The following is a 23,283-nucleotide window of genomic DNA, read 5'->3' as shown; positions in this document are numbered from 1 at the left end:
TATCCACCCCGGTGGTGGTGGACAGCGGCATTACGGTGTCGGATCTGGACAACAGCACCCTGGCCAGCGCCACGGTGTCGATCACCGGCAACTTCCACAGCGGCGAAGACATACTGGCATTCAGCAATACCAGCGCGATCGCCTTCGGCAATATCGTCGCCAGCTACAACAGCGGCACCGGGGTGCTGACGATGACCTCCAGCGGCGCGACGGCGACGCTGGCGCAATGGCAGGCAGCCTTGCGGGCAGTGACCTACACCGACAGCGCGGTGACGCCAAACAGCGCGACCCGCACCATCAGCTTCAGCGTCAGCGACGGCAGCAAGAGCAGTGCCGTGGTCAGCCGCAGCGTGACCGTGGCTGCGGTCGACCAGACCCCGGTCACCACGACCAGCGGCGGCAGTGCGGCCTTTGCCGCCGGCGACAACACGGCATCCACCCCGGTGGTGGTGGACAGCGGCATTACGGTGTCGGATCTGGACAACAGCACCCTGGCCAGCGCCACGGTGTCGATCACCGGCAACTTCCACAGCGGCGAAGACATACTGGCATTCAGCAATACCAGCGCGATCGCCTTCGGCAATATCGTCGCCAGCTACAACAGCGGCACCGGGGTGCTGACGATGACCTCCAGCGGGGCGACGGCGACGCTGGCGCAGTGGCAGGCGGCCTTGCGGGCCGTGACCTACACCGACAGCGCGGTAACGCCGAACACGGCCACCCGCACCATCAGCTTTGCCGTCAATGACGGCAGCAAGGACAGCGCGGCGGTCAGCCGGACGGTAACGGTGGCCGCCACCGACCAGACGCCGATCGCCACGGCCACGGCCGGCAGCGGCAGTTATCCGGTCGGCGGTACGCCGACGCCGGTGGTGGTCGACAGCGGCATCACGCTGTCGGACCGGGACAGCAGCACGCTGGCCAGTGCCACGGTGGCGATCACCGGCAATTTCCACAGCGATCAGGATCTGCTGGCGTTCAGCAATGGCAACAGCAGCCTCTACGGCAATATCAGCGCCAGCTACAACAGCAGTACCGGGGTGCTGACCCTGACGTCCGGCGGCGGTACCGCGACGCTGGCGCAATGGCAGGCAGCGCTGCAGGCCGTGACCTACAACAACAGCTCGACCTCGCCGGACACCGCGTCCCGTACCGTCAGCATCGGGGTCAATGACGGCAGCAAGGACAGCGCAGCGGTGACCCGCGTCATCGCGATGCAACTGCTGGTGCCGACGGTAGACGGACTGACGGTCGGCAGCGACACCGGCCGCAGCCAGAGTGACGGCGTGACCAGCAACAACATGCCGACCCTGAGCGGAACGGCCATTCCGAACAGTCTGGTCACCATCTATGTGGATGGCGTGCAGGTGGACGGCACCGTGGCGGATAGTGCCGGCGTCTGGCACTACAGCTTTGTCTCCAGCCTGGCCGACGGCGTGCATGACATCACGGCCATGACCAGCAGCGGCGCGGTCAGCAGCGGCCTGTCCCCTGCCTGTCGGGTGACTATCGACACCAGCGCGCCATCCGCGCCGTCCGGCGTTGCACTGAGTACGGCGACCGACAGCGGCAGCAGCCACAGCGACGGCGTGACCCGTATCAACCAGCCGACCCTTGTCGGCACGGCGGAAGCCGGCAGCACCGTGGCGGTGTACGTGGACGGTGTGCAGGTCGGCACGACGACGGCGGATGGCAGCGGCGCGTGGCGCTATGCGCTGACCAGTGCCCTGGCCGACGGCGACCACAGCGTGCGGGCGACCGGAACCGATGCCGCCGGCAATACCGGGGCGCTGTCGTCCGCGCTCACCCTGACCATCGACACCGTGACCCCGGCCGTGCAGCAAGTCACCTTGCTGGATGCCCAGCCGGTCAGCGGTAACCGGGCTGCCTACAGCGTGGCGTTTTCCAAACCGGTGGACATGCTGACCAGCGCGGATCTCTCCATCCTGACCTCGGGCACCGCCCACGGCAGCATCCTGAGCATTACCCGCAGCAGCCCGACCACCTTTATCGTCCAGCTGGGAGACGTGGGGGGCAACGGCAACCTGTCGCTGGTCATCAAGTCCGGTGCGGCGGCGGACCTTGCCGGCAACACCCTGTCGCAGCCGGTCACGGCGCCGGCCTACCAGGTCAGCACGCCGTCCACGGACCTGGCGCCGATCATGCCGTCCTCGCCGCCGACGCGGCCGGGCGGGGACGGCCACCCGGCGCCGGCCGTGGTTGTGGCACCGATTACACCGAATATCGTACTGGCCACGACGGCCGGTGGCACCAGTGCGGGCAGCCTGCCGTCCATCGCTTCGTGGGATGCGCCGGTCCAGGATGCCGGCGGTTACCGGGCGTTTGGCCAGCCCAGACAATTCGGCCTCGACCATTTCGCCATGCCCGCGCTGACCGGGGACGGGGAGAGAACCGGCGGGCGGAGCGGGCTGTCCGGCTTCGTCAGCGCCGGTCTGGATGCCCGGGCGCCGGTTCTCCGGATCGTGCCGGACCTTGGCGTGCTGTCGGTCCAGGCCGACCAGAGTTTCAGCGTCCGGCTGCCGGCCGGCACGGTCGTTGCTCGCGATCCCGGCGGGCTGACGATCCAGGTGCGGCAGAGCAATGGCCAGCCGCTGCCGCCGTGGCTGCACTTCGACCCGGCCACCGGCACTTTCAGCGGCAAGCCGCCGGCGGGCTGGAACCGGACGCTGTCGCTTGAAGTCAGCGTCTTCGACAAGGACGGTCACCGCGGTCAGGCCCGTCTCCAGTTGCAGTTCGGTCAGCGCCTGGCCTCCGCGGAGGCGCCGGCCGCCGAGCCGGCTGCACGCGGCAAGCCGGCGCTGAGCGAGCAGTTTGCGCGGGCGCGGGTCGCCACGGCGCCGGACTGGCAGGCGCCGGCGACCCTGCCGGAACCGGCCTGAGGCACGGCGGACACCGGCCGGAGCCGGATATCAATTTCAAAGTATTTCAGAAGGGATGTTATGCGAGTCTTGCAACAAGCGCTGCCGCAAGCCGGGGGCTTGCGGTTGCTGTCCATGGCCGTGGTGCTGGCCCTGACCGGCTGCGCCGTCAGCCCGAAGCCGATCAGCGTCCAGGAGCGGCAGGCGACGCTGGAAGCGGATCGCCAGGCCATGTTTGGCAGCCAGGAGGCGCTGAGCGGGCCGGTGACCCTGCAGGAGGCGATGGCACGGGCGCTGAAGTACAACCTCGATTACCGGGTCAAGCTGATGGAAGAGGCGATGGCGCAGCGCCAGCTCGACCTGTCCAGCCTGGACATGCTGCCGCGGCTGGCGGCGGGGGCCGGTTTCACCTCGCGCAACAAGGACAATGCCTCGTCATCACAGAACGTGGAAACCGGCCAGCAATCGCTGGTGCCGTCGGTGTCCACCGAGCGCCAGCAGCGCACCGCTGACCTGAGCCTGAGCTGGAACGTGCTCGATTTCGGCGTCAGCTACTACACGTCGCAGCAGCAGTCCGACCGGCTGCTGATCCTGCAGCAGCGCAAGCGCAAGGTCGCCCAGCAGATGATGCAGCAGGTGCGCGAAGCCTGGTGGCAGGCGGTGGCGGCCCAGCAGCTGCAGACCCGCATCGACAGCCTGCTGAAGGAAGCCGAAGCCGCCATGGAGGATGCGCGCCAGGTTGAAGTGCAGAAGCTGCGCTCGCCACTGGAAGCGCTGACCTATCGCCGCCAGCTGCTCGATGTGATCCGCCAGATGGGCATCATCCGCAATGCCCTGTCGCAGGCCAAGCCGCGGCTGGCCGCCATCATGAACGTGCCGCCCGGCCAGCGCTTCGACGTGGCGGTGCCGGCCGAGCTGACCCTGCCGCCGCTGACGCTCGGCATCGACAGAATGGAAGAAATGGCGCTGCTGAACCGGCCGGAACTGGCCGAGGCACGCTACAACGAGCGCATCGGTACGGCGGAAACGCGCAAGGCCATCGCCAAACTGCTGCCGGGCCTTGAGTTCAGCGTCGGCGAGCATTACGACAGCAACAAATTCCTGGTCAACAATGCCTGGGGCGATGCCGGCCTGCGCATCAGCTGGAATCTGCTGAACCTGTTCAATGCCGGCCCGATCACCCGTGCCGCCAACGCACAGCTGGAAGTTGCCAAGGCACAGCGCATGGCACTGAGCATGGCGGTGCTGACCCAGGTTCACGTCGCTTACCTCGACTTTCAGGGCCGCTCTCGCCAGTTCGGGCTCGAGAAGGAACTCAACGGCGTCGAGCAGCGCATCTACGAACAGAACCGCAATGCCAGCAACAGCGGCGCGCAGGGCCGTCTGCCGTCGATCCTGGCCAATGCGAACTCGGTATTCTCGTCGCTGCGCCTGTACCAGAGTTATGGCGACCTGCAGAACGCCTATGGCCAGATGGGCGCCAGTCTGGGCCTCGATCCGTTGCCGAGCGCCGCCGCCGGCCACGACCTGCCGGCGCTGGTCGCCGCGTTCAAGGGTGCCGAGCAGCAGTGGCAGGGCTCGATCGCGGGGGAACAACAGTGAAAACGGGACTTCGCCTGGCCGTGCTGGCCGTTCTGCTGGGCCACGGTGTCGGGGCGCTGGCCGCCCCGGCCAGCGATGGCCGCATTCGCGTGCAGTTGATGGCGCGCCATGCCGTGACCCTGTCCGGCGAAATTGCCGCCAAGATTGCCCGGCTGCCGGTGCAGGAAGGCGGCAGCTTCAAGCGCGGCGACCTGCTGGTCAGCTTCGATTGCGGCAGCTACCGCGCCCAACTGCGCAAGGCGCAGGCCTCGCTGGAAGCGGCCAGCCAGCTGGTCAAGGTCAATGACCAGCTGGCCAGGCTGAATTCGGCCGGTGCGCTCGAACTGGCGCAGTCGCGGGGCAAGGCCAAGGAAGCCGCGGCGGATACCAGCTATATGCAGACCATCGTGTCCAAGTGCTCGATTACCGCGCCGTTCGACGGCCGGGTGGCGCGGCGCATTGCCGCCGTGCACCAGTACGTCAGCCCGGGCAATCCGGTGCTGGACATCGTCGATTCCGGCCAGCTGGAACTGCGCATGATCGTGCCGTCCAAGTGGCTGGCCCGCGTGACGCCAGGCAGCCGCTTCACCGTGGTGGTGGACGAACTCGGCACCCGTTTCCCGGCGCATGTCGAACGCCGCGGGGCGCAGATCGATCCGGTCAGCCAGTCCATCCCGGTGGTGGGGGTGATCGATGGTGATGCCGCCAGCCTGCTGCCCGGCATGAGCGGCTGGGCCAGTTTCAAGTAAGGCCGCAATGAATCCTGTCGATCACACCCGCGAACTCGCGGGGCTGCTGCAGTTGCTGCGGCGTGCCCGCGAGGCGGAAAGTGCTGCGCAACTGGGTTTCATCATGGTCAATGAAACCCGGCAACTGCTGGACTACCGCCAGGCCGCGCTGTGGCATGAAGGGCCGCACGGGCATGTTGGCGCCCTGTCCGGACTGGTCGAGCTCGATCCCACGGCCCCGTATCTGCAATGGCTGGACCGGCTGTTCAGCCATCTCCGCCAGCAGGACGGCGGTCCGTGCCGGCAGCTGGGCGCGGCCGACGTGCCGCCGGCACTGGCCGACGAGTGGGCAACCTGGCTGCCGGCGCATGCGCTCTGGCTGCGGCTGGATGGTGCCGGCGCGTTGCTGCTGGCGCACGAGCAGGGCTGGGGCGAGTACGAGCTGAAGCTGGCGGCCGAACTGGCCCATGGCTACAGCCATGCCTGGCGCCAGTTCGCGCCGCGCCACAACTGGCGTGACCGGGTGCGCTCCTGGCTGGCGGTGGGCAGGCATCGCCGCCGCGTGCTGCTGCTGATCGTGGTGCTGGCCTGCCTGCCGATCCGCCTCAGCGTGCTGGCGCGTGCCGAAGTCGTGCCGCAGAATCCGCGGCTGCTGCGCGCACCGGTGACCGGCGTGATTGCCGACGTCAGGGTGCAACCGAACCAGCGCGTGGCCCAGGGAACAGCCCTGTTCTCGCTGGACGCCACGGCGCTGTCCGGCCAGTTCGAGCTGGCCAGCCGCGAGCGCGATGCGGCGCAGGAGAGCTTCCGCGCCAGTGCCCAGCTGGCGGTGACCGACGACAAGGCCAGGCAGGCCATGGCGCAGGAACATGCGCGCATGGAAGAAAAAACCATTACGGCCGACTATACCGGCCGCGAGCTGCAGCGGCTGCATGTCGCCGCGCCGGCCGCCGGTGTCGTGGTGTTCTCGGACCGCAGTGACTGGCTGGGACGTGCGGTGACGGCGGGCGAGAAGGTCATGACCCTTGCCGACCCGGCCCGGGTCGAACTGACCGCCTGGCTGCCGGCCGGCGAGGCGATCGCCATCGAGCCGGGCAGTGACATCACCCTGTATCCGAATGCGGCGCCGACCGAATCCTACGATGCGGAAGTCAGCCGCGTGGCCTACCGCGCCGAAGTCAGCGAGGGCGGGCAGCTTGCCTACCGGCTCCAGGCCCGGTTCAAGTCCGGCGAGAAGCCGCGTCTTGGCCAGATGGGCACGGCTCGGGTCTACGGCGACTGGGTACCGATGTGCTATTACCTGCTGCGTCGTCCGCTGACCGCCGCCCGGCAATGGCTGGGCTGGTAGCATGAGCCAGTCCTCCCTGCCGCGGCTCCGCCAGGAACTGAGCCTGCACGCCGGACCGACCCAACCCGACGGCTCGCCGAGCTGGCTGCTGCACGATCCGGCCGCCAATCGCTTCTACCAGCTGGACTGGGCCAGCTTTGAAATTCTGGCGCGCTGGTCGCTGGGCGAAATCGGCGCCGTGCGCGATGCCGTCAATTGCGAGACGGCGCTGCACGTTGATAATGATGACGTGCTGGCGGTATCCGCTTTCCTGTCCCGCCACCAGCTTGTGCAAGCCGACAGCAGCGAGAGAAACCAGTGGCTGTGGCAGCTGTATCAGGGCAGCCGGCCGTCGCGCGCCATGTGGCTGCTGAAGAATTACCTGTTTTTCCGCATTCCGCTGATCCGGCCCGAGGCACTGCTGGCGCGGCTGGCACCGCTGTTCGCCTGGGTTTTCACACCGGGCTTCTGGTGGGGGCTGGGTGGGCTTGCGCTACTGGGTCTGACCCTGGTCTCGCGCCGCTGGGATGAATTCACGCACACCTTTTCCGCCTACACCGGCGTCAGCGCGATGCTGGGGATCGGCCTGTCGCTCGGCTTCGCCAAAGTCCTGCACGAAATGGGGCATGCGCTGACCGCATACCGCTTCGGCTGTCGCGTGCCGGCGATGGGTGTGGCTTTTCTGGTGCTGATGCCGGTGCTCTACACCGATACCAATGATGCGTGGAAGCTGCCCTCACGACGGCAGCGGCTGCTGATTGGCGCGGCCGGCATGCTGGCCGAACTGATGCTGGCCGCCGTCGCCACCCTGCTGTGGGCGCTGCTGCCGGACGGACCGCTGCGCGCCGGCTCCTTCCTGCTGGCGACCACAACCTGGCTTGCAACGCTGGCCATCAATGCCAGCCCCTTCATGCGCTTCGACGGCTACTTCCTGCTGGTGGACTGGCTGGGCATGCCGAATCTGCACCAGCGCGCCTTTGCGCTGGCACGGTGGCAGATGCGTCGCCTGCTGCTGGGACTGGACGATCCGGTGCCGGAGCACTTTCCGCCGTCACGCCAGCGCGGGCTGATCCTGTTCGCCTGGGCAACCTGGCTGTACCGGCTGGTGCTGTTCCTGTCGATCGCCTTGCTGGTTTACCACCTGTTCTTCAAGGCGCTGGGCCTGTTCATGCTGGCGGTGGAGCTGGGCTGGTTTATCGTGCGGCCGATCGCCGGCGAGCTGAAAGTCTGGTGGCAGCGCCGTGCCGAACTGCGCTGGCAGCGTGAAACGCGGCGCAGTGCGGCACTGCTGGCGGCGCTGGCACTGTTCGTCGCCGTGCCGTGGCAATCCGATATCGCCAGCCCGGCCGTGCTGACCGCCCTGCATTCCCAGGGGCTGTATGCGCCGGCGCCGTCCGTGGTGCAGCAGGTGATGGTCAGACCCGGCCAGCAGGTCAGGGCCGGCCAGCCGCTGCTGCGGCTGCAGTCCAGTGCGCTGGAGGCCCAGCTGACGCTGGCCGACGCGCGCGAACAGGCACTGGCCCAGCAACTGGCCCAGCAGCCGTTCCACCCCGAGTTGCAACAGCTGGGGCCGGTGCTGTTCAAGCAGTGGCAGGCTGCGGCACAGCAGGTGGAGGGTCTGCGCCGTCAGGCCAATCGCTTGCTGCTGACCGCGCCGTTTGACGGCCGGGTGGCGGATGTCGACGAGTCGGTGGTGGCCGGCACGGTGATCGCCGAGGGCGAGCGGCTGCTCGATGTGATCGGACCGGACGGCGTCAAGGGCGAAGCCTTTGTCGACGAGGCCGCGCTGGCGGGACTGGCGAGCGGCGACGAGGCGCGTTTCGTGCCGGACAGTGGCGAACGCTGGGCGGTGCACTGCCGACTGGGCCAGATCGACCGGCTGAACCTGCCGACGCTGGACCAGCCGCTGCTGGCTTCCGTGTACGGCGGGCCGATCGCGACCGAGCAGCGTCAGCAGGCGCTGGTACCGCTGGAAGCGGTATTCCGGGTGCGGCTGGAGCGCTGCGAGCGCCAGTCGGCGCCAACGCGAGAACTGGCCGGTGTGGCCCGCCTGCAGGGACCGTGGCGCAGTTGGCTGCAGCGCGGCGTGCGCCGGGCACTGGTGCTGTTCCAGCGCGAGGCCGGGTTGTAAGCCGGGGGCGTCCCGGCGCCGTGGTGTTCAGCCTGCCGTACTTCTTGCGCCAGGTACCGACATGCCCGGCGTCGCCTGTTTGAGGACGAGGGCGATCTGCGCTTCCGCAAAGCGGCTCTTTTTCATGGCAGGAGTGGGCTCATCCGGCCGAGATTTCCGCTTCGGGATGGACCGTAATCGTGGAAAAGGGCCATATCCGCCGCTTCTTCTTGACTTGAAGTTGACTTCAACTTCTACCATGACTTTGGTTCTCGATGAATCTTTCATGAGGTTTGATATGAAGACTGGTGAGATCCGTTTTCGCGATGGGGCTGCGTACGAGCGTTATATGGGAAGGTGGAGCCAGCTTGCGGGCGAAACATTCCTCGACTGGCTTGACCCTGTACCGGGTCAGCAATGGCTGGACGTGGGCTGTGGCAACGGCGCCTTTACCGGGATGCTTGTCGGGCGCTGCGATCCGGCTTCGGTGCATGGCGTGGACCCCTCGGAGGAACAGCTTGCCTACGCCCGCGCACGGCCCGAACTGTGCTCTGCGCAATTTCGGCAGGGGGATGCGATGGCGATGCCTTATCCCGACAGCGCGTTCGATGCCGCAGTGATGCCGCTGGTCATCTTCTTCGTTGCCGATCCGGCCAGGGGGGTTGCCGAAATGGGACGGGTAGTGCGTCCTGGTGGCATCGTTGCCGCTTACGCATGGGACATGGCAGGCGGTGGCTTTCCCTACGAGACGCTGCTGGCGGAAATGCGCGGGCTTGGCATCACGGTGCCGGCGCCCCCTAGCCCCGATGCATCGCGCATCGACATGATGCGGGACTTGTGGGCTGGCGCAGCCCTGGATGCGATTGAAACGCGGGAGATCGTTGTGCACCGCACATTCGCCGATTTCGACGACTTCTGGGCGACGGCGCTAGGCGCACCGAGTGTCGGGATGATACTTGCATCGATGGCGGTGGAGGACCTCGCGCATCTCAAGGCCCGGGTACGTGGCCGCCTGCCGGCGCAGCGATCAGGTCATATCACTTGTGATGCCCGCGCCAATGCCGTGAAAGGCCGTGTCCCGAAGTAGCCGGTGCCAGTGGAAGCCAGACCAGGATGGCATACTGGAAAACGCGAAATGCGAAAAAGCCCTGAATAATCAGGGCTTTTTCGCTGTGCTCTGGCGGAGAGGGTGGGATTCGAACCCACGGTAGGTTATGCACCTACGCCTGATTTCGAGTCAGGTACATTCGACCACTCTGCCACCTCTCCTTGTTTAGCGTCGCGAACGGCGCTGAACAGGAGGCGAATATTAAAGAACTTTTTCCGGTTTGAAAAGGGCTTTTTGCAAAATAATCGACAGCCGCTGCCATGGAACGGAAAAGTGGCTGATTGCAAAGTTATTTTCCATTTCGCATGAAACCCGCATTGCGCACAGGGTTGAGTCTGGTGGGGAAGCAGGGGACAATAACTGAGTAAATTACTCAGGTAATGGAGAGAGGACCGATGGCCGCCCCCGCCGAAGAGAAGTACACCGTCGAACACATGCTGTCCGTTCATCGCTGGACCGATACCCTGCTCAGCTTCCGCATGAGCCGCCCGGCCGGATTCCGCTTCACTCCGGGCCAGTTCGCCCGCCTTGGCCTGCCGTCCGGGCAGGGTTTCGTCTGGCGCGCGTACTCGATGGTCAACGCGGTGTGGGACGACGAGCTGGAGTTCCTGTCCATTGTCGTGCCCGATGGCGAGTTCACCTCGCGGCTGAGCCGGCTGTCAGCCGGTGACGACATCCTGCTGGACAAGCGCGCCAACGGTTTCTTCACCCTCGACCGCTTTGTCGACGGTCAGGATCTGTGGTTGCTGGGTACCGGGACCGGGCTGGCACCGTACCTGTCCATACTCCGGGAGCCGTCGGTCTGGTCCCGGTTTGACACCCTGACCCTGGTTCACAGCGTGCGGACAGCCGCCGAGCTGGCCTATCGTGACGAGATCGCGGCGCTGCGGGACCATCCGCTGTGGGCCGAGCACGGTCACAAACTGCATTATCAGCCGGTGGTCACGCGCGAGTCGCATCCGGGCTGCCTGTCGGCGCGTCTGCCGGTGCTGCTGGCCAATGGCGAACTGGAGCAGGCGACCGGTCGCCTGCTGACGCCGGAGCGGGCCAGGATCATGATCTGTGGCAACCCGCAGATGGTGGAGGACACCCATCGCCAGCTGATCAGTATGGGTTACCGGCTCAGCCGGCTGACTGCGCCGGGGCAACTGGCACTGGAAAACGGTTTCTGATCCCCCGGAAAGGAAAACCCCCGGCAGTGGCATTGCCGGGGGTTTTCGTTTTCCCGCCGTGTGCGGGGCGGAGGCTTAGAGCTGGACCGTGGCATCAGACTGCTTTGCCTGGGCGCTGACGGCTTTCTTCAGACTCTTGTACAGATCGGGGTGGGTCTGCTTCAGGTACTCGATGATTTCGAAGTCCTCGTGCTTGACCCGTGCCAGATCGATATGCTCGACGTGGACCAGGCGCAGCAGTTCGCGCACCGGCTTGGGCATGTTGCGACCGGATTCATAGCGCGAGCCGCCGGACTGGGTGACGCCGATCTTGCTCCAGAAATCCTGCTGGTTCAGGCCGAGCTTGCGGCGGATTTCACGCGGATTGGGAATCTTGCTGAACAGTTGCATAGTGAATCACCTCGATGAACATGATTGATGATGGAGTATCTGGGGCACATTATGAAACTATCAATTAGTATTTTCTGTTACTCACAATGCATTTTTGTAAACATTTGTATCACGGCTGGCGGTGAACACAAAATGCAGGCCGGCTGATCGCGGCGTAGCGTGGGCATTCCGTTGCGCTGAACGGCAGATCAGGCCCGGCACAAACGGAATGTGGATCAGCCCGGATAGGAGCGATGCCGGATGGAAGAAGTTCCACCGTTCGTCGCTTGGGCGATTGCCATGACTCTTCCGATCGGCACATGACGCCGGCGAGCCACCCGGTCAGGTGGCTTGCTTGGCGGAGCCGGAAGCCGGCTCGAATCAGTGTGGTGTCGGGGGGACGCTCAGCAGCGGACCGATAATGCGGGTCGAATCGATGGTTTCATCCTGGCTGTAGCCGGTGTCGGTGCTGGGATGCGGGTAGGCGTAGAGGACGCGGGAGATGCCGCTGCAGAGAATGGCGGCGACGCACAGCGCGTTGGGCTGGCAGTTGGTGTACAGGGTCAAGGCCTTGCGGGGCAGGCTGTCCAGTTGCTTCAGCAGACGGATCAGATTGATCTCCGCATGGGCCGTGGGGTCTCCGGAAGTGGATTCGGTATTGTGCGCTTCGGCGACGACGCGTCCGCGCGGGTCCGCCAGCAGGGCGGCGTAAGGCTTGTTGCCGCGCGAGACGGCGATATGGGAGAGATCGACGGTCCGTCGCAGCAGATCGAGGTCGGAAGGAGTCGGTTGTGTAGTCGACACGGTAGTCTTCAGGGTAGTCAGGGAAAGCGTTTCGGGTAGTCGTCTCCAGACAGGAATGCCACCCGTATTTGACGCTATTGTCCCTTCCTCGGCGCGCCGGCATCTGACCTTGGTCAAGTCGGAAGCAGGCGGGGCAGGCGGCGGCTGCCGGGGCCGCCCATGCAGGTCAGTCCAATTGACTGACATTCACACCGGACTGCGAATCGCTATTAAAACCTGGCTGCGTCATTCAGGTATTGCCGTTCCGGCCATATTAAGGTCGGCAGTGCCGGGGAGAGGGAAAGCCCGGCTCGGCTCAGGGAGAGGATTGGTGAGAATGTGTTTCGGGAGACGTTGATTCATTAACCTGCACTGGCAGGCACCACGCTGGCTGACTGCTGGAACGGTTTTTTTCGTCAGGATTGCCGCCGTGTCAGCTCTTGGATTCGGGTATTGAACGGGGGAATGGCATGCTGGGCGGCTCCTGGCGGGCAGTGATGCGGTTGTAAAGCATCGCCATGCGATTCGCTTCCTTTTCCATGACATAGGTGCCGGGCAGGGTGATTCCCCGGGGCGAAATGACGACCCAGCAACGCTGTTCTAGGCCGCTTTGAATTTGCATGATGGTATAGGCCGACATGGCGCTCTCCGCATGGGACAGGATCAGACAGGTATCTGCACGTGCAGAAGATATTACAGACTGTACGTAAATGTCGATGATTTTGTTGTTTGACAATGCGCATATCGGCCAGCATAAAATATTTCAAGTTTTCCATATTGAAATGTTATTTTCAGGCTGTTATGTCGGCATAGATTCTATTGAATACTCAATGTGGGAGCATGAAATATCAGGCAATGACGTTAAGATTAAATGAAACAAGGATATGCAAAAAGAAATATTAGGGTCGCGTTAGTCAAAATGGACTAGGTTGCCGCCGGCAAAAGAAAACGCCCCGCCAGGGCGGAGCGTTTTCTGATCGGAGTGCGCCGGGTCAGGCGAGCACTTCGCCTTCGCGGGCAATTTGCCACTTGGTGGTGTCAAAGCCCTGACGCAGCAACGCGCGTCGGACATTGCTGTGCTTGGCGTTGGACGGCACGCGCAGTGCCGGTACGAACTGGCCGCCGGCAAGCGGGCGGGCATGGATGATCAGAAAGTCGTTATGGATCGAGTTCATGATGGTGGTTTTCCTTATAGTTGTTGTACCTGCCGTCATTTGGCAGGGGTCATGCAGTCGGCCTGGGCCGGATAGTCGAAAAGCGATATAGGTGTCATGGCAAGCTCCTTGCCGTTGGCGTCGAAACGCGTCGGGCGGTCTGCGGCGGCAGAAAATCTGCGCTGCTGACGAATAGTAGGCTTGCGATTGTTACGGGAAATCGCCTGGACTGCAGCGTTGTGTAACCGTCGGTCTGGAATGGACCCGAATCAGGTATCGCCCTGTCGGGTCCATGCGCTGCTACAAGCAGCATAGACGGTGACAGGGTGGATGCAAGGCCGACGGGAAGGACTGGCAGGCATCGCCGGACTTGTGTGCTCAATAAGACACAAGTGCAACCTTGCTGCTTGGGTGCAGTGGTTGCCTGTGGCCGAAAGCAATCGGCCCGCGTAGGCGATGACTTGCAAGTCGCTGAATCTTCATGAGAAGCTACAGCGTCCTTGTACCCTAACATGATTTTTGCTGGCGTGCAACATTTTGTGCTGCGTTCAGGCCCAGTGGCGGTCAAGCATGCGGGTGTCGCCCGCCGCCAGTCCGTCGAGGGCGAGAGTGCCGCTGACCCTGCCATGGGCCAGCAGACCACCGTCGCCAAGGCGGCTGGCGATAAACAGCCCGGACACGTCGGCGGGCGCATGTTCGCGCAGCAGCCGGGCCTGTTCGAGCAGGATGATGCCCTGTGCCAGCCGCCTTGCGTGCGCCTCCTGCACGTCGGCTGGCTGGGCCAGCAGCGCCTGCAGGGTGTGCAGGCAGCCGCTCAGCAGCGAGTCGTCGCGGAAGGCGGCAGACCAGTCGGCCAGCAGCAGGGCGGCACCGTCCGGGTCGCGCTGGAGGGCGCGCAGCACGTCCAGGCACATGACATTGCCCGACCCCTCCCAGATCGAGTTCACCGGTGCCTCGCGGAACAGGCGCGCCAGTGGCGCGTCCTCGACATAGCCGTTGCCGCCCCAGATCTCCATGGCCTCACCGGTCAGTTCGATGGCCCGCTTGCAGATCCAGAATTTCGCGGCCGGTGTCACGATGCGGCGGTAGGCCCGTGCCAGCGGATCGGGCTCCGGGGCGGCGGCCTGCTCGAACGCAGCGGCGAGCCGGATCATCAGCCGCGTGGCCGCCTCGCTTTCCAGCGCCATGTCGATCAGTACATTGCGCATCAGCGGCTGTTCCCGCAGCGGGCGGCCAAAGGCCGAACGATGGCGGGTGTGGTGCAGCACTTCGACCAGAGCCCGGCGGATCAGTGCGGCGCTGCCGATTACGCAGTCGAGGCGGGTATGGGTGGCCATCTCCAGCAGGATCGGGATACCGCGCCCGGCTTCGCCGACCGGCATGGCCCACGCATCGTGAAACTCGACTTCACTGCTGGCGTTGGAGCGGTTGCCGAGCTTGTCCTTCAGCCGCTGGATATGGACGGCATTGCGACTGCCGTCAGGTCGCCAGCGCGGGACAAAAAAGCAGGACAGCGGGCCGTCGCGCGGATTGTCCTCGCGGGCGACCACCAGGTGCGCGTCGCACATCGGAGCGGAAAAGAACCACTTGTGGCCGTTCAGCCGCCAGGCGCCGCGGCGCCCGCCGGCGGTGGACGGCACCGCCCACGAGCGGTTGCTGCGCACATCGGAGCCGCCCTGCTTCTCGGTCAGGCCCATGCCGATCAGGGCGGCGTACTTCTGTTCCCAGGGCAGATCGCGCGGGTCGTGCTCGCGGCTCAGCAGCAGCGGGCCGAGGCGGGAGAACAGCCCGGGGTCCTGCTGCAGGACCGGGATGGCGGCGAAGGTCATCGTGGCCGGGCACAGCGTGCCGGACTCGACCTGGCCCTGCAGAAAGTAGCCCGCCGCACGGGCGGCCCAGACGCCCGGACGCGGGTCTGTCCACGGCAGCGCATGCAGGCCTTCGCCGCGCAGCAGCGTCAGCAGGGTGTGCCATGACGGATCGAAGGTGACGGTGTCGATGCGCTCGCCAAGCCGGTCGAACACCTGCAGGGTCGGCGGATGGCGATTGGCCCGGTCGCCGAGTGCCAGGATGTCGGCGGCGCCGAGCGTGGCGCCGATGCGGCGCAGGGTTTGATCAAAGTCGCTGGCGCCGGCGCGGCGGACTGCGTCGCGCAGCACCGGATCGCTGGCATACAGGTTGTAGCCGCAGAGATCGGGGACCTGATTGTCGTGGGGGCGTGACGGGCTCATGGGGGAAATCCGCGCAGGAGACGCTTCACAGCGTAGTGCATGCGCGGTCCCGTTGCCGGTTGCTGTCAGCGCTGGTGTTTCTCGGCGGCGGCGATCACCTTGCCGGCAATATCGGCCGGCACCCATAACTTGACCTGTTCCGGGTAGCGGACAATGTAGGCGCGTGCCAGCGTGCGCCAGTCCTGCTTTTGCGTCGATTGCCGTGCCAGCGTTTCGTTCAGGCGGTCGATCGGCACCGAGAAACGCTGCAGGACCGAGACCAGGACCGGGTCGGCGGCGTGGAAGGCGCGCGATGCGCCGGCCTGGATCACCGCGTCCGGCGAGGCGGATGCGCATGGCGCCGGATTGTCCTTGTCGGCCAGGGTCTTGAAGCAGGCTTCGTTGTATGCCGGTTCCTGCAGCTTGATGAAGCGGTATTTGCCCATCAGCGCGGTCGGTGTCCAGTAGTAGAACAGCACCGGCTTGCCTCGGCGGTAGGCCGAGGCCACCTCGGCATCAAGTGCCGGACCGGTGCCGGGCCGGAAATTGGTATAGCTGGTGGTCAGCCGGTAGGCTTTCAGTTTCTGCGAGTTGACGCCTTCGCAGGTCCAGCCGGTCGGGCAGTTCAGGAAGCGTCCCTTGTCCGGGGATTCCGGGTCCCGGAACAGGGCGGCGTAGCGCGGCAGGTCGGCTACCGATTTCAGCGCCGGGGCTGCGGCGGCAATGCCGCGCTTGCGATCGCCGTTGACCAGATAGTCCGGCACGTACCAGCCTTCGCTGGCGCCGGTGAGGGTCTTGCCGAGGCCGACCACCTTGCCGGCGGCAGCGGCCTGGTTCCAGGCGTCGCTGCGACCGATCCACTCCTCGGCGATGACCTGGATGTCGTTGTTGGCCAGTGCGTTTTCCATGGTGACGGTATTGCCGGGCAGGGCATCGGTCGTGCAGCCGTAGCCGGACTCGAACACCTCGCGCAGCAGCTCGGTCAGAAACGACGCGCTTTCCCAGTTCAGACCGGCGAATCTGACCGGCTTGCCGGCGGCGCACCAGGTCGACGGCGGGCTGGCCGCCTGCGCCGCAGTGGACACGGCCAGCAACAGGGTGGAGGCAAGGATTGTGGTTTTCATCATGGCTGTTTTTTTCTCCGTGAGAAAGCCCGCACGGGCCGCCGCTGCCTGCATGGCGGCGGCCCGCCTGGTCCGGGCCGGTGAGGCTCAGGCCGCAGCCAGCAGTTCGCGCAGCACGTACGGCAGGATGCCGCCGTGACGGTAGTACTCGACCTCGATCGGGGTGTCGATGCGCGATGTGACCGCGTGGCGTTCGACTGTGCCGTCGGCACGGTGGATGACCAGCGTCATGTCCTGTTGCGGCACCAGCTCGCCATCGACACCATCGATGTCGAAGGTTTCGCTGCCGTTCAGCCCCAGCGTGCCGATGCTGTCGCCATCCTTGAATTGCAGCGGCAGTACGCCCATGCCGACCAGGTTCGAGCGGTGGATGCGCTCGAAGCTGCGGGCGATGACCGCCCTGACTCCGAGCAGCATGGTGCCCTTGGCCGCCCAGTCGCGCGACGAACCGGTGCCGTATTCCTCGCCGGCCAGCACCACGGTCGGAATGCCCTGCTGCAGGTACGACTGGGCCGCGTCGTAGACCGTGGTCTGACGGCCGTCATACAGCGTGAAACCGCCCTCGACCGGGCTGCCGTCCGGATTCGGTGGCAGCATCAGGTTCTTGACCCGCACATTGGCGAAGGTGCCGCGGATCATGATGTCGTGGTTGCCGCGCCGGCTGCCGTAGCTGTTGAAATCGCGCTTCTGCACGCCGTGCTCGACCAGATAGCGGCCGGCCGGGGTGCTGTCCTTGAACGAACCGGCCGGGCTGATATGGTCGGTGGTCACCGAGTCGCCGAGCAGCAGCAGCGGTTTGGCGCCGCGAATGGCACCGACCGCATCATGCTGCATGCCGAAGCGGTCGAAGAACGGCGGCCTGGCGATATAGGTCGACTGCGGCCAGTTGTAGACCTGGCCGGTCGGGGCCGGAATGGCATTCCACAGATCGTGGTCGCGGGTGAAGTCGCTGTACTTCTCGCGGAAGACCGCCGGGTCCATCGCGATCGGCATCAGCCTGGCGATTTCATCCGAGTTCGGCCAGATATCGCGCAGATAGACCGGATGGCCGTCGTTGCCGATGCCGAGCGGCTCGGTTTCCATGTCGATATTGACCCGGCCGACAATGGCGAAGGCAACCACCAGCGGCGGGCTGGCAAGAAAGTTGGCGCGCAGGTTCGGGTGAATGCGCGCCTCGAAGTTGCGGTTGCCGGACAGAACGGCGGCGCAGACCAGATCGTGCTCGACAATTGCCTGGTTCAGCTCCGGCGTGATGTCACCGGCGTTGCCGATACAGGTGGTGCAGCCGAAAGCGGCGACATCGAAGCCGAGCGCTTCCAGCGATGGCATCAGCCCGGCGGCCGTCAGGTACTCCGGCACCACGCGCGAACCGGGGCCGAAACTGGTCTTGACCCGCGGATGAACGCTGAGTCCTTTCTCGACCGCCTTTTTCGCCAGCAGGCCGGCGGCGAGCAGCACGCCGGGGTTCGAGGTATTGGTGCAGCTGGTGATGGCGGCGATCAGCACATCGCCATGGCCGACATCCTCGGCATCACCGGCGACGACATGGCGCTCGCCGAGTTCCGCCGTCGGCCGGTTGAAACCGCTGGCGGCGGTTGGCGCAGACAGCAGATGCTCGAAGGTTTCGCGCATTTTCGGCAGGGCGATGCGGTCCTGCGGCCGTTTCGGGCCCGCCAGCGACGGCGTGATGGTGTTCAGGTCGAGGGTCAGCGTCTTGCTGTAGTCGATGTCGCCGGCCTGCGGGATGCCGAACAGGCCCTGGGCCTTGAAATACGCCTCGAACAGTTCGATTTCCGCATCCAGGCGGCCGGTGCCGCGCAGGTAGTCGAGGGTCTTGTCGTCGACCGGGAAGAAGCCCATGGTCGCGCCGTATTCCGGCGCCATGTTGGCGATGGTCGCGCGGTCGGTCACGGTCAGGCTGGCCGTGCCCTCGCCGAAGAATTCGACGAACTTGCCGACCACCTTCTCGCGTCGCAGCAGTTCGGTCACCGTCAGTACCAGGTCGGTCGCGGTCACGCCCTCGCGCAGCTTGCCGGTCATCTCGACACCAACCACGTCCGGCGTCAGGAAATAGACCGGTTGTCCGAGCATGGCGGCCTCGGCCTCGATGCCGCCGACCCCCCAGCCGACCACGCCGACGCCATTGATCATCGTCGTGTGGCTGTCGGTGCCGACCAGGGTGTCCGGGTAGACCACGCCGTCCTTGACCCGGACGCCGCGGAACAGATACTCGAGGTTCACCTGGTGGACGATGCCGATGCCGGGCGGGACCACCTTGAAGGTGTCGAACGCCTGCATTCCCCATTTCATGAACTGGTAGCGCTCGCGGTTGCGCTGGAATTCCAGCTCCATGTTCTGCCGCAGCGATTCGGGCGTGCCGTAGTGGTCGATCATCACCGAGTGGTCAACCACCAGGTCGACCGGCACCAGCGGTTCGATGGTCTTCGGGTCCTTGCCCAGTCCGTCCGCCACATTGCGCATGGCGGCCAGGTCGCAGAGCAGCGGTACGCCGGTGAAATCCTGCAGCACCACGCGCGCGACCGTGAACGGGATCTCGTCGGTTCGTGCCGCGTTGGGCTGCCAGTTGGCCAGCTGGCGCACGTGCTCCGGGCTGACCTTGATGCCGTCACAATGACGGTAGACCGATTCCAGCACCAAGCGGATCGACACCGGCAGACGGGATACCGGGCCGACCCCGGCCGCCTCCAGCGCAGGCAGGCTCGCATAGCGCAGCGACTGGCCGGCGGCCTGCAGGGTGGCGAGGGCAGGGAAGAGAGACTCACTCATGGCAACACTCCTGTTTCTGGCATCACAGTGTTACAGCATGGAACCGTCCGGCGGCGAACTCAAGCATCCTGACATGTCTTTGCTGCGGATGCCGGCCAAAGAGTGCATTCGGCTTCAGTGCTGGCCCGGCGCCTGCTGCAGCGCATTGGCGCAGCTTTCCAGCCACTGGCAGAACGCGGCGATGGCCGGATCGTTGACCATGGCGCGCGGCACGATCCAGCAATAGCCGCGTACCGGCACCACCGGCCGCGGCAGCGGTGCGACCAGGGTGCCGGCATCGATTTCGGTCTGCATCATCGGCAGCGGGCCGAGAGTCACGCCCAGCCCGTCCATGGCTGCCTGCAGGGCCAGATAGAAGTGGTCGAAATGCTGGGTCGAGGCCGGCTTGAGATCCGGCACGCCGGCCAGTGTCAGCCAGCGCTGCCATGCGGTCGGTCGCGTGTCCGCATACAGCAGGGTGTGACGGGCCAGATCGCCCGGCTGCCGGATCGGCAGCCGTTCCAGCAGTTCGGGGCTCAGCAGCGGCTGTTCCCATTCGTCGAGGAACGGCTTGGTCATGTAGCCGGGCCAGTCGCCGGGGCCGCGGCGGATGGCGACATCGAACGGCACGGTCAGGCGGCTGATGTCGCGGTCCGAGGTCATCATCCGCAATTCCACTTCCGGGTACTGGCGCTGGAACTGCGACAGCTGCGGCAGCAGCCAGTGCATGGCCAGTGTCGGCGTGGAATTGATCGTCAGCCGGCGCGGGCGGTCCGGCTGCATCAGCTGCGCGGTCGCATTGGCGATGATGTCGAGTCCGTCCTGGACCTGCACCAGATAGCGCCAGCCGACATCGGTCAGCTTGACCCGGCCGCCGGCGCGTTCGAACAGCCTGACACCGAGCCATTCCTCCAGTTGCTTGATCTGCTTGCTCACAGCACCATGCGTGACGTACAGCTCGTTGGCAGCGGCGGAAAAGCTTGCCAGCCTTGCTGCTGCCTCGAAGGCACGCAGGGCGTTCAGCGGTGGGAGATGTGTGCTCATGGTGTGAGTTTATCTCACAAGCGTTGTGGCGATTACTCGTTTGTGCGCCGGCGACGATTCAGCGTACTCTGTCGCACAAGATAAAAGGGTCCCGCGCCAACCGGATGCCGGACGACCCGGACCAGGATACGCAGCATGCCGCCGACGCCCGGTTCCTGCAGGAACCGGACCAAAGACGCCGCGCCGGCATGCGGGCAAAACGCAACCGCAACTGCAAAGGTCAACGCCATGCTTGAAGCCTACCGCAAACACGTCGCCGAACGTGCCGCCCTCGGCATTCCGCCGCTCCCCCTCACCGCACAGCAAGTGTCCGAACTGGTTGATCTGCTGAAGAACCCGCCGGCTGGCGAGGAAGCCTTCCTGGTCGATCTGATCACTCATCGCGTGCCGCCGGGCGTGGACAATGCCGCCAAGGTCAAGGCCGCGTTCCTGGCCGCGCTGGCACAGGGCAGCGACAGCTGTAGCCTCATCAGCCGTGCCAAGGCGACCGAACTGCTGGGCACGATGCTGGGTGGCTTCAACATCAAGCCGCTGATCGATCTGCTCGGCGATGCCGAAGTGGGCGTCGTCGCTGCCGACGGGCTGAAAAAGACCCTGCTGATGTTCGACTACTTCCACGACGTCAAGGAACTGGCCGACAAGGGCAATGCCAATGCGCGTGGCGTGATCGAATCGTGGGCGAACGCCGAATGGTTCACCAGCCGTCCGTCCGTGCCGGAAAAGATCACCGTGACCGTGTTCAAGGTGACCGGCGAAACCAACACCGACGACCTGTCGCCGGCGCCGGATGCCTGGAGCCGCCCGGACATCCCGCTGCACGCGCTGGCCATGCTGAAGAATGCGCGTGACGGCATCACCCCGGACCAGCCGGGTACGGTCGGCCCGATCAGCCTGCTGGAACAGCTGAAGGGCAAGGGCAACCTGGTCGCCTACGTCGGTGACGTGGTCGGTACCGGTTCCAGCCGCAAATCGGCGACCAACAGCGTGATCTGGCACACCGGCGAAGACATTCCGTTCGTGCCGAACAAGCGCTTCGGCGGCGTCTGCCTCGGCGGCAAGATCGCCCCGATCTTCTTCAACACCCAGGAAGACTCGGGCGCGCTGCCGATCGAAGTCGACGTGTCGGCGCTGAACATGGGCGACGTGGTCGAGATCTACCCGTACGACGGCAAGATCGTCAAGAATGGCGAAACCGTTGCCAGCTTCGCGCTGAAGAGCGACGTGATCCTCGACGAAGTGCGCGCCGGCGGCCGCATCAACCTGATCATCGGCCGTGGCCTGACCGCCAAGGCCCGCGAGTCGCTGGGCCTGCCGGCCTCGACCACCTTCCGTCTGCCGAAGGACCCGGCTGCAGCCAGCAACGGCTTCACCCTGGCGCAGAAGATGGTCGGCCGCGCCTGCGGCCTGCCGGAAGAGCAGGGCGTCCGCCCGGGCACCTACTGCGAACCGCGCATGACCTCGGTCGGCTCGCAGGACACCACCGGCCCGATGACCCGTGACGAACTGAAGGATCTGGCCTGCCTCGGCTTCTCGGCCGATCTGGTCATGCAGTCGTTCTGCCACACCGCTGCCTACCCGAAGCCGGTCGACGTGAAGATGCACCATGAGCTGCCGGAATTCATCCGCAACCGCGGCGGCGTCAGCCTGCAGCCGGGCGACGGCGTGATCCACAGCTGGCTCAACCGCATGCTGCTGCCGGATACCGTCGGTACCGGCGGCGACAGCCACACCCGCTTCCCGATCGGCATCTCGTTCCCGGCCGGCTCCGGTCTGGTGGCGTTTGCCGCTGCCACCGGCGTGATGCCGCTGGACATGCCGGAATCGGTGCTGGTCCGCTTCAAGGGCAAGATGCAACCGGGTATCACCCTGCGTGACCTGGTCAATGCCATCCCGCTGTACGCGATCAGGCAGGGCCTGCTGACCGTGGCCAAGGCCGGCAAGAAGAACATCTTCTCGGGCCGCATCCTGGAAATCGAAGGGCTGCCGGACCTGAAGGTCGAGCAGGCATTCGAACTGACCGACGCCTCGGCCGAGCGTTCCGCCGCCGGCTGCACGGTGCAACTGAACGAAGCGCCGATCGCCGAGTACCTGACGTCGAACATCACCCTGCTGAAGTCGATGATCGCCAACGGCTATGGCGATGCCAAGACGCTGGGTCGCCGCATCAAGAGCATGGAAGCCTGGCTGGCCGCGCCGAAGCTGCTGAAGGCCGATGCCGACGCCAGCTACGCTGCCGTGATCGAGATCGACCTGGCCGACGTGACCGAGCCGATCCTGGCCTGCCCGAACGACCCGGACGACGTGAAGATCCTGTCCGAAGTGGCCGGCACCAAGATCGACGAAGTGTTCATCGGTTCGTGCATGACCAACATCGGTCACTTCCGCGCCGCCGGCAAGCTGCTCGACGGCAGGACCGACATCCCGACCAAGCTGTGGATCGCCCCGCCGACCAAGATGGACGAGAAGCAACTGACGGAAGAAGGCTACTACGGCATCTTCGGCCGCAGCGGCGCCCGTACCGAAATGCCGGGCTGCTCGCTGTGCATGGGCAACCAGGCCCAGGTGCGCGAAGGCGCGACCGTGGTGTCGACGTCGACCCGCAACTTCCCGAACCGTCTGGGCAAGAACACCAATGTGTACCTGAGCTCGGCCGAACTCGCGGCGATCACTTCGCGCCTGGGTCGCATCCCGACCGTGGCCGAGTACATGGCTGATGTCGGCGTGATCGATGCCAAGGCGGCGGAAGTCTATCGCTACCTGAACTTCAACGAGATCGAGTCGTACCAGGAACAGGCTGACAGCGTGAACGTGTGATGCCTGCCGTCAGCTGACGGTAGCGTCACCCCGGAACTGCCCCGCTTCTGCGGGGCAGTTTTTATTTTAAAGTCATTGTTTGGCGGAAAAATTTCCTTGTGTCATATTGAGGGT

General features: G+C 65.1%; 16 protein-coding genes and 1 tRNA gene. 8 read left to right on the top strand and 9 right to left on the bottom strand.

Annotated elements, in window-relative coordinates; translation table 11 throughout:
• The 6 genes from DFO50_RS19560 to DFO50_RS11895 all read left to right on the top strand — a co-directional run.
• Positions 1-2,900, top strand: a 2,900-nt coding sequence (locus DFO50_RS19560; protein WP_233495247.1) for an Ig-like domain-containing protein, incomplete at its 5' end; no start/stop codon positions are given.
• 60 nt (positions 2,901-2,960) lie between these two features.
• Entirely contained in the window at positions 2,961-4,481 is a 1,521-nt protein-coding gene (locus DFO50_RS11915; protein WP_028499103.1) for a TolC family protein, read from the top strand.
• A complete protein-coding gene (locus DFO50_RS11910) occupies positions 4,478-5,209 on the top strand; it encodes an efflux RND transporter periplasmic adaptor subunit (protein WP_233495246.1) in 732 nt (243 codons plus the stop codon). The genes DFO50_RS11915 and DFO50_RS11910 overlap by 4 nt, the downstream gene beginning before the upstream one ends.
• Positions 5,210-5,216: 7 nt before the next feature.
• A complete protein-coding gene (locus DFO50_RS11905; RefSeq protein WP_112692557.1) occupies positions 5,217-6,536 on the top strand; it encodes an efflux RND transporter periplasmic adaptor subunit in 1,320 nt (439 codons plus the stop codon).
• Position 6,537: 1 nt separating this feature from the next.
• A complete protein-coding gene (locus tag DFO50_RS11900; RefSeq protein WP_028499106.1) occupies positions 6,538-8,646 on the top strand; it encodes an HlyD family efflux transporter periplasmic adaptor subunit in 2,109 nt (702 codons plus the stop codon).
• A 238-nt stretch (positions 8,647-8,884) separates the two neighbouring features.
• Positions 8,885-9,712, top strand: coding sequence for a class I SAM-dependent methyltransferase (locus DFO50_RS11895; protein ID WP_199489815.1), 828 nt, complete (start codon positions 8,885-8,887; stop codon positions 9,710-9,712).
• Positions 9,713-9,803: 91 nt separating this feature from the next.
• Here the strand turns inward: DFO50_RS11895 and DFO50_RS11890 are convergent.
• Positions 9,804-9,894, bottom strand: a tRNA-Ser gene (locus tag DFO50_RS11890).
• A gap of 234 nt (positions 9,895-10,128) precedes the next feature.
• On the opposite strand from DFO50_RS11890, the gene DFO50_RS11885 reads away from it, so the two are divergent.
• Complete coding sequence (locus DFO50_RS11885) at positions 10,129-10,905, top strand: ferredoxin--NADP reductase (RefSeq protein ID WP_028499108.1); 777 nt, start codon at positions 10,129-10,131, stop codon at positions 10,903-10,905.
• A gap of 75 nt (positions 10,906-10,980) precedes the next feature.
• Here DFO50_RS11885 and DFO50_RS11880 read toward each other — a convergent pair whose 3' ends face one another.
• The 8 genes from DFO50_RS11880 to gcvA form a co-directional block, all read right to left on the bottom strand.
• The gene (locus tag DFO50_RS11880; protein ID WP_028499109.1) at positions 10,981-11,295 is read right to left on the bottom strand and encodes a DNA-binding transcriptional regulator; all 315 of its coding nucleotides are present in this window, start codon (positions 11,293-11,295) and stop codon (positions 10,981-10,983) included.
• Positions 11,296-11,655: 360 nt separating this feature from the next.
• Complete coding sequence (locus tag DFO50_RS11875) at positions 11,656-12,078, bottom strand: nucleoside deaminase (RefSeq protein WP_158537444.1); 423 nt, start codon at positions 12,076-12,078, stop codon at positions 11,656-11,658.
• Between the two features lie 412 nt (positions 12,079-12,490).
• The gene (locus tag DFO50_RS11870; RefSeq protein ID WP_028499110.1) at positions 12,491-12,697 is read right to left on the bottom strand and encodes a hypothetical protein; all 207 of its coding nucleotides are present in this window, start codon (positions 12,695-12,697) and stop codon (positions 12,491-12,493) included.
• Between the two features lie 352 nt (positions 12,698-13,049).
• Positions 13,050-13,232: a hypothetical protein gene (locus tag DFO50_RS11865; RefSeq protein ID WP_028499111.1), complete on the bottom strand. Its 183-nt coding sequence runs from the start codon at positions 13,230-13,232 to the stop codon at positions 13,050-13,052.
• Between the two features lie 527 nt (positions 13,233-13,759).
• Positions 13,760-15,442 carry an acyl-CoA dehydrogenase family protein gene (locus tag DFO50_RS11860; RefSeq protein ID WP_028499112.1) on the bottom strand — a complete coding sequence of 561 codons (1,683 nt, stop codon included), beginning with the start codon at positions 15,440-15,442 and terminating at the stop codon, positions 13,760-13,762.
• A gap of 65 nt (positions 15,443-15,507) precedes the next feature.
• On the bottom strand, positions 15,508-16,548 hold the full coding sequence (locus DFO50_RS11855; protein WP_028499113.1) for an ABC transporter substrate-binding protein: 1,041 nt from the start codon (positions 16,546-16,548) through the stop codon (positions 15,508-15,510).
• Positions 16,549-16,632: 84 nt separating this feature from the next.
• A complete protein-coding gene (gene acnA / locus DFO50_RS11850) occupies positions 16,633-19,332 on the bottom strand; it encodes an aconitate hydratase AcnA (protein WP_028499114.1) in 2,700 nt (899 codons plus the stop codon).
• A gap of 114 nt (positions 19,333-19,446) precedes the next feature.
• Positions 19,447-20,355 (bottom strand): transcriptional regulator GcvA, encoded by a 909-nt coding sequence (gcvA, locus tag DFO50_RS11845; RefSeq protein WP_028499115.1) that lies wholly within the window; start codon positions 20,353-20,355, stop codon positions 19,447-19,449.
• Between the two features lie 228 nt (positions 20,356-20,583).
• On the opposite strand from gcvA, the gene acnB reads away from it, so the two are divergent.
• The gene (gene acnB, locus DFO50_RS11840) at positions 20,584-23,169 is read left to right on the top strand and encodes a bifunctional aconitate hydratase 2/2-methylisocitrate dehydratase (protein WP_028499116.1); all 2,586 of its coding nucleotides are present in this window, start codon (positions 20,584-20,586) and stop codon (positions 23,167-23,169) included.
• Positions 23,170-23,283 lie beyond the last annotated feature (114 nt).

Origin of the sequence: Microvirgula sp. AG722, from assembly GCF_003269145.1 — a bacterium.
GTDB lineage: Bacteria > Pseudomonadota > Gammaproteobacteria > Burkholderiales > Aquaspirillaceae > Microvirgula > Microvirgula aerodenitrificans.
The sequence above is the reverse complement of the archived record's forward strand: the minus strand, read 5'-3'. Positions and strand labels throughout refer to the sequence as shown.

Coding starts and splice junctions, on each gene's coding strand:
- DFO50_RS11855 (WP_028499113.1), bottom strand. CDS start 16,548: ATGATGAAAACCACAATCCTTGCCTCCACCCTGTTGCTGGCCGTGTCC.
- DFO50_RS11885 (WP_028499108.1), top strand. CDS start 10,129: ATGGCCGCCCCCGCCGAAGAGAAGTACACCGTCGAACACATGCTGTCC.
- acnB (WP_028499116.1), top strand. CDS start 20,584: ATGCTTGAAGCCTACCGCAAACACGTCGCCGAACGTGCCGCCCTCGGC.
- acnA (WP_028499114.1), bottom strand. CDS start 19,332: ATGAGTGAGTCTCTCTTCCCTGCCCTCGCCACCCTGCAGGCCGCCGGC.
- DFO50_RS11880 (WP_028499109.1), bottom strand. CDS start 11,295: ATGCAACTGTTCAGCAAGATTCCCAATCCGCGTGAAATCCGCCGCAAG.
- DFO50_RS11860 (WP_028499112.1), bottom strand. CDS start 15,442: ATGAGCCCGTCACGCCCCCACGACAATCAGGTCCCCGATCTCTGCGGC.
- DFO50_RS11870 (WP_028499110.1), bottom strand. CDS start 12,697: ATGTCGGCCTATACCATCATGCAAATTCAAAGCGGCCTAGAACAGCGT.
- DFO50_RS11905 (WP_112692557.1), top strand. CDS start 5,217: ATGAATCCTGTCGATCACACCCGCGAACTCGCGGGGCTGCTGCAGTTG.
- DFO50_RS11865 (WP_028499111.1), bottom strand. CDS start 13,232: ATGAACTCGATCCATAACGACTTTCTGATCATCCATGCCCGCCCGCTT.
- DFO50_RS11915 (WP_028499103.1), top strand. CDS start 2,961: ATGCGAGTCTTGCAACAAGCGCTGCCGCAAGCCGGGGGCTTGCGGTTG.
- DFO50_RS11900 (WP_028499106.1), top strand. CDS start 6,538: ATGAGCCAGTCCTCCCTGCCGCGGCTCCGCCAGGAACTGAGCCTGCAC.
- gcvA (WP_028499115.1), bottom strand. CDS start 20,355: ATGAGCACACATCTCCCACCGCTGAACGCCCTGCGTGCCTTCGAGGCA.
- DFO50_RS11895 (WP_199489815.1), top strand. CDS start 8,885: ATGACTTTGGTTCTCGATGAATCTTTCATGAGGTTTGATATGAAGACT.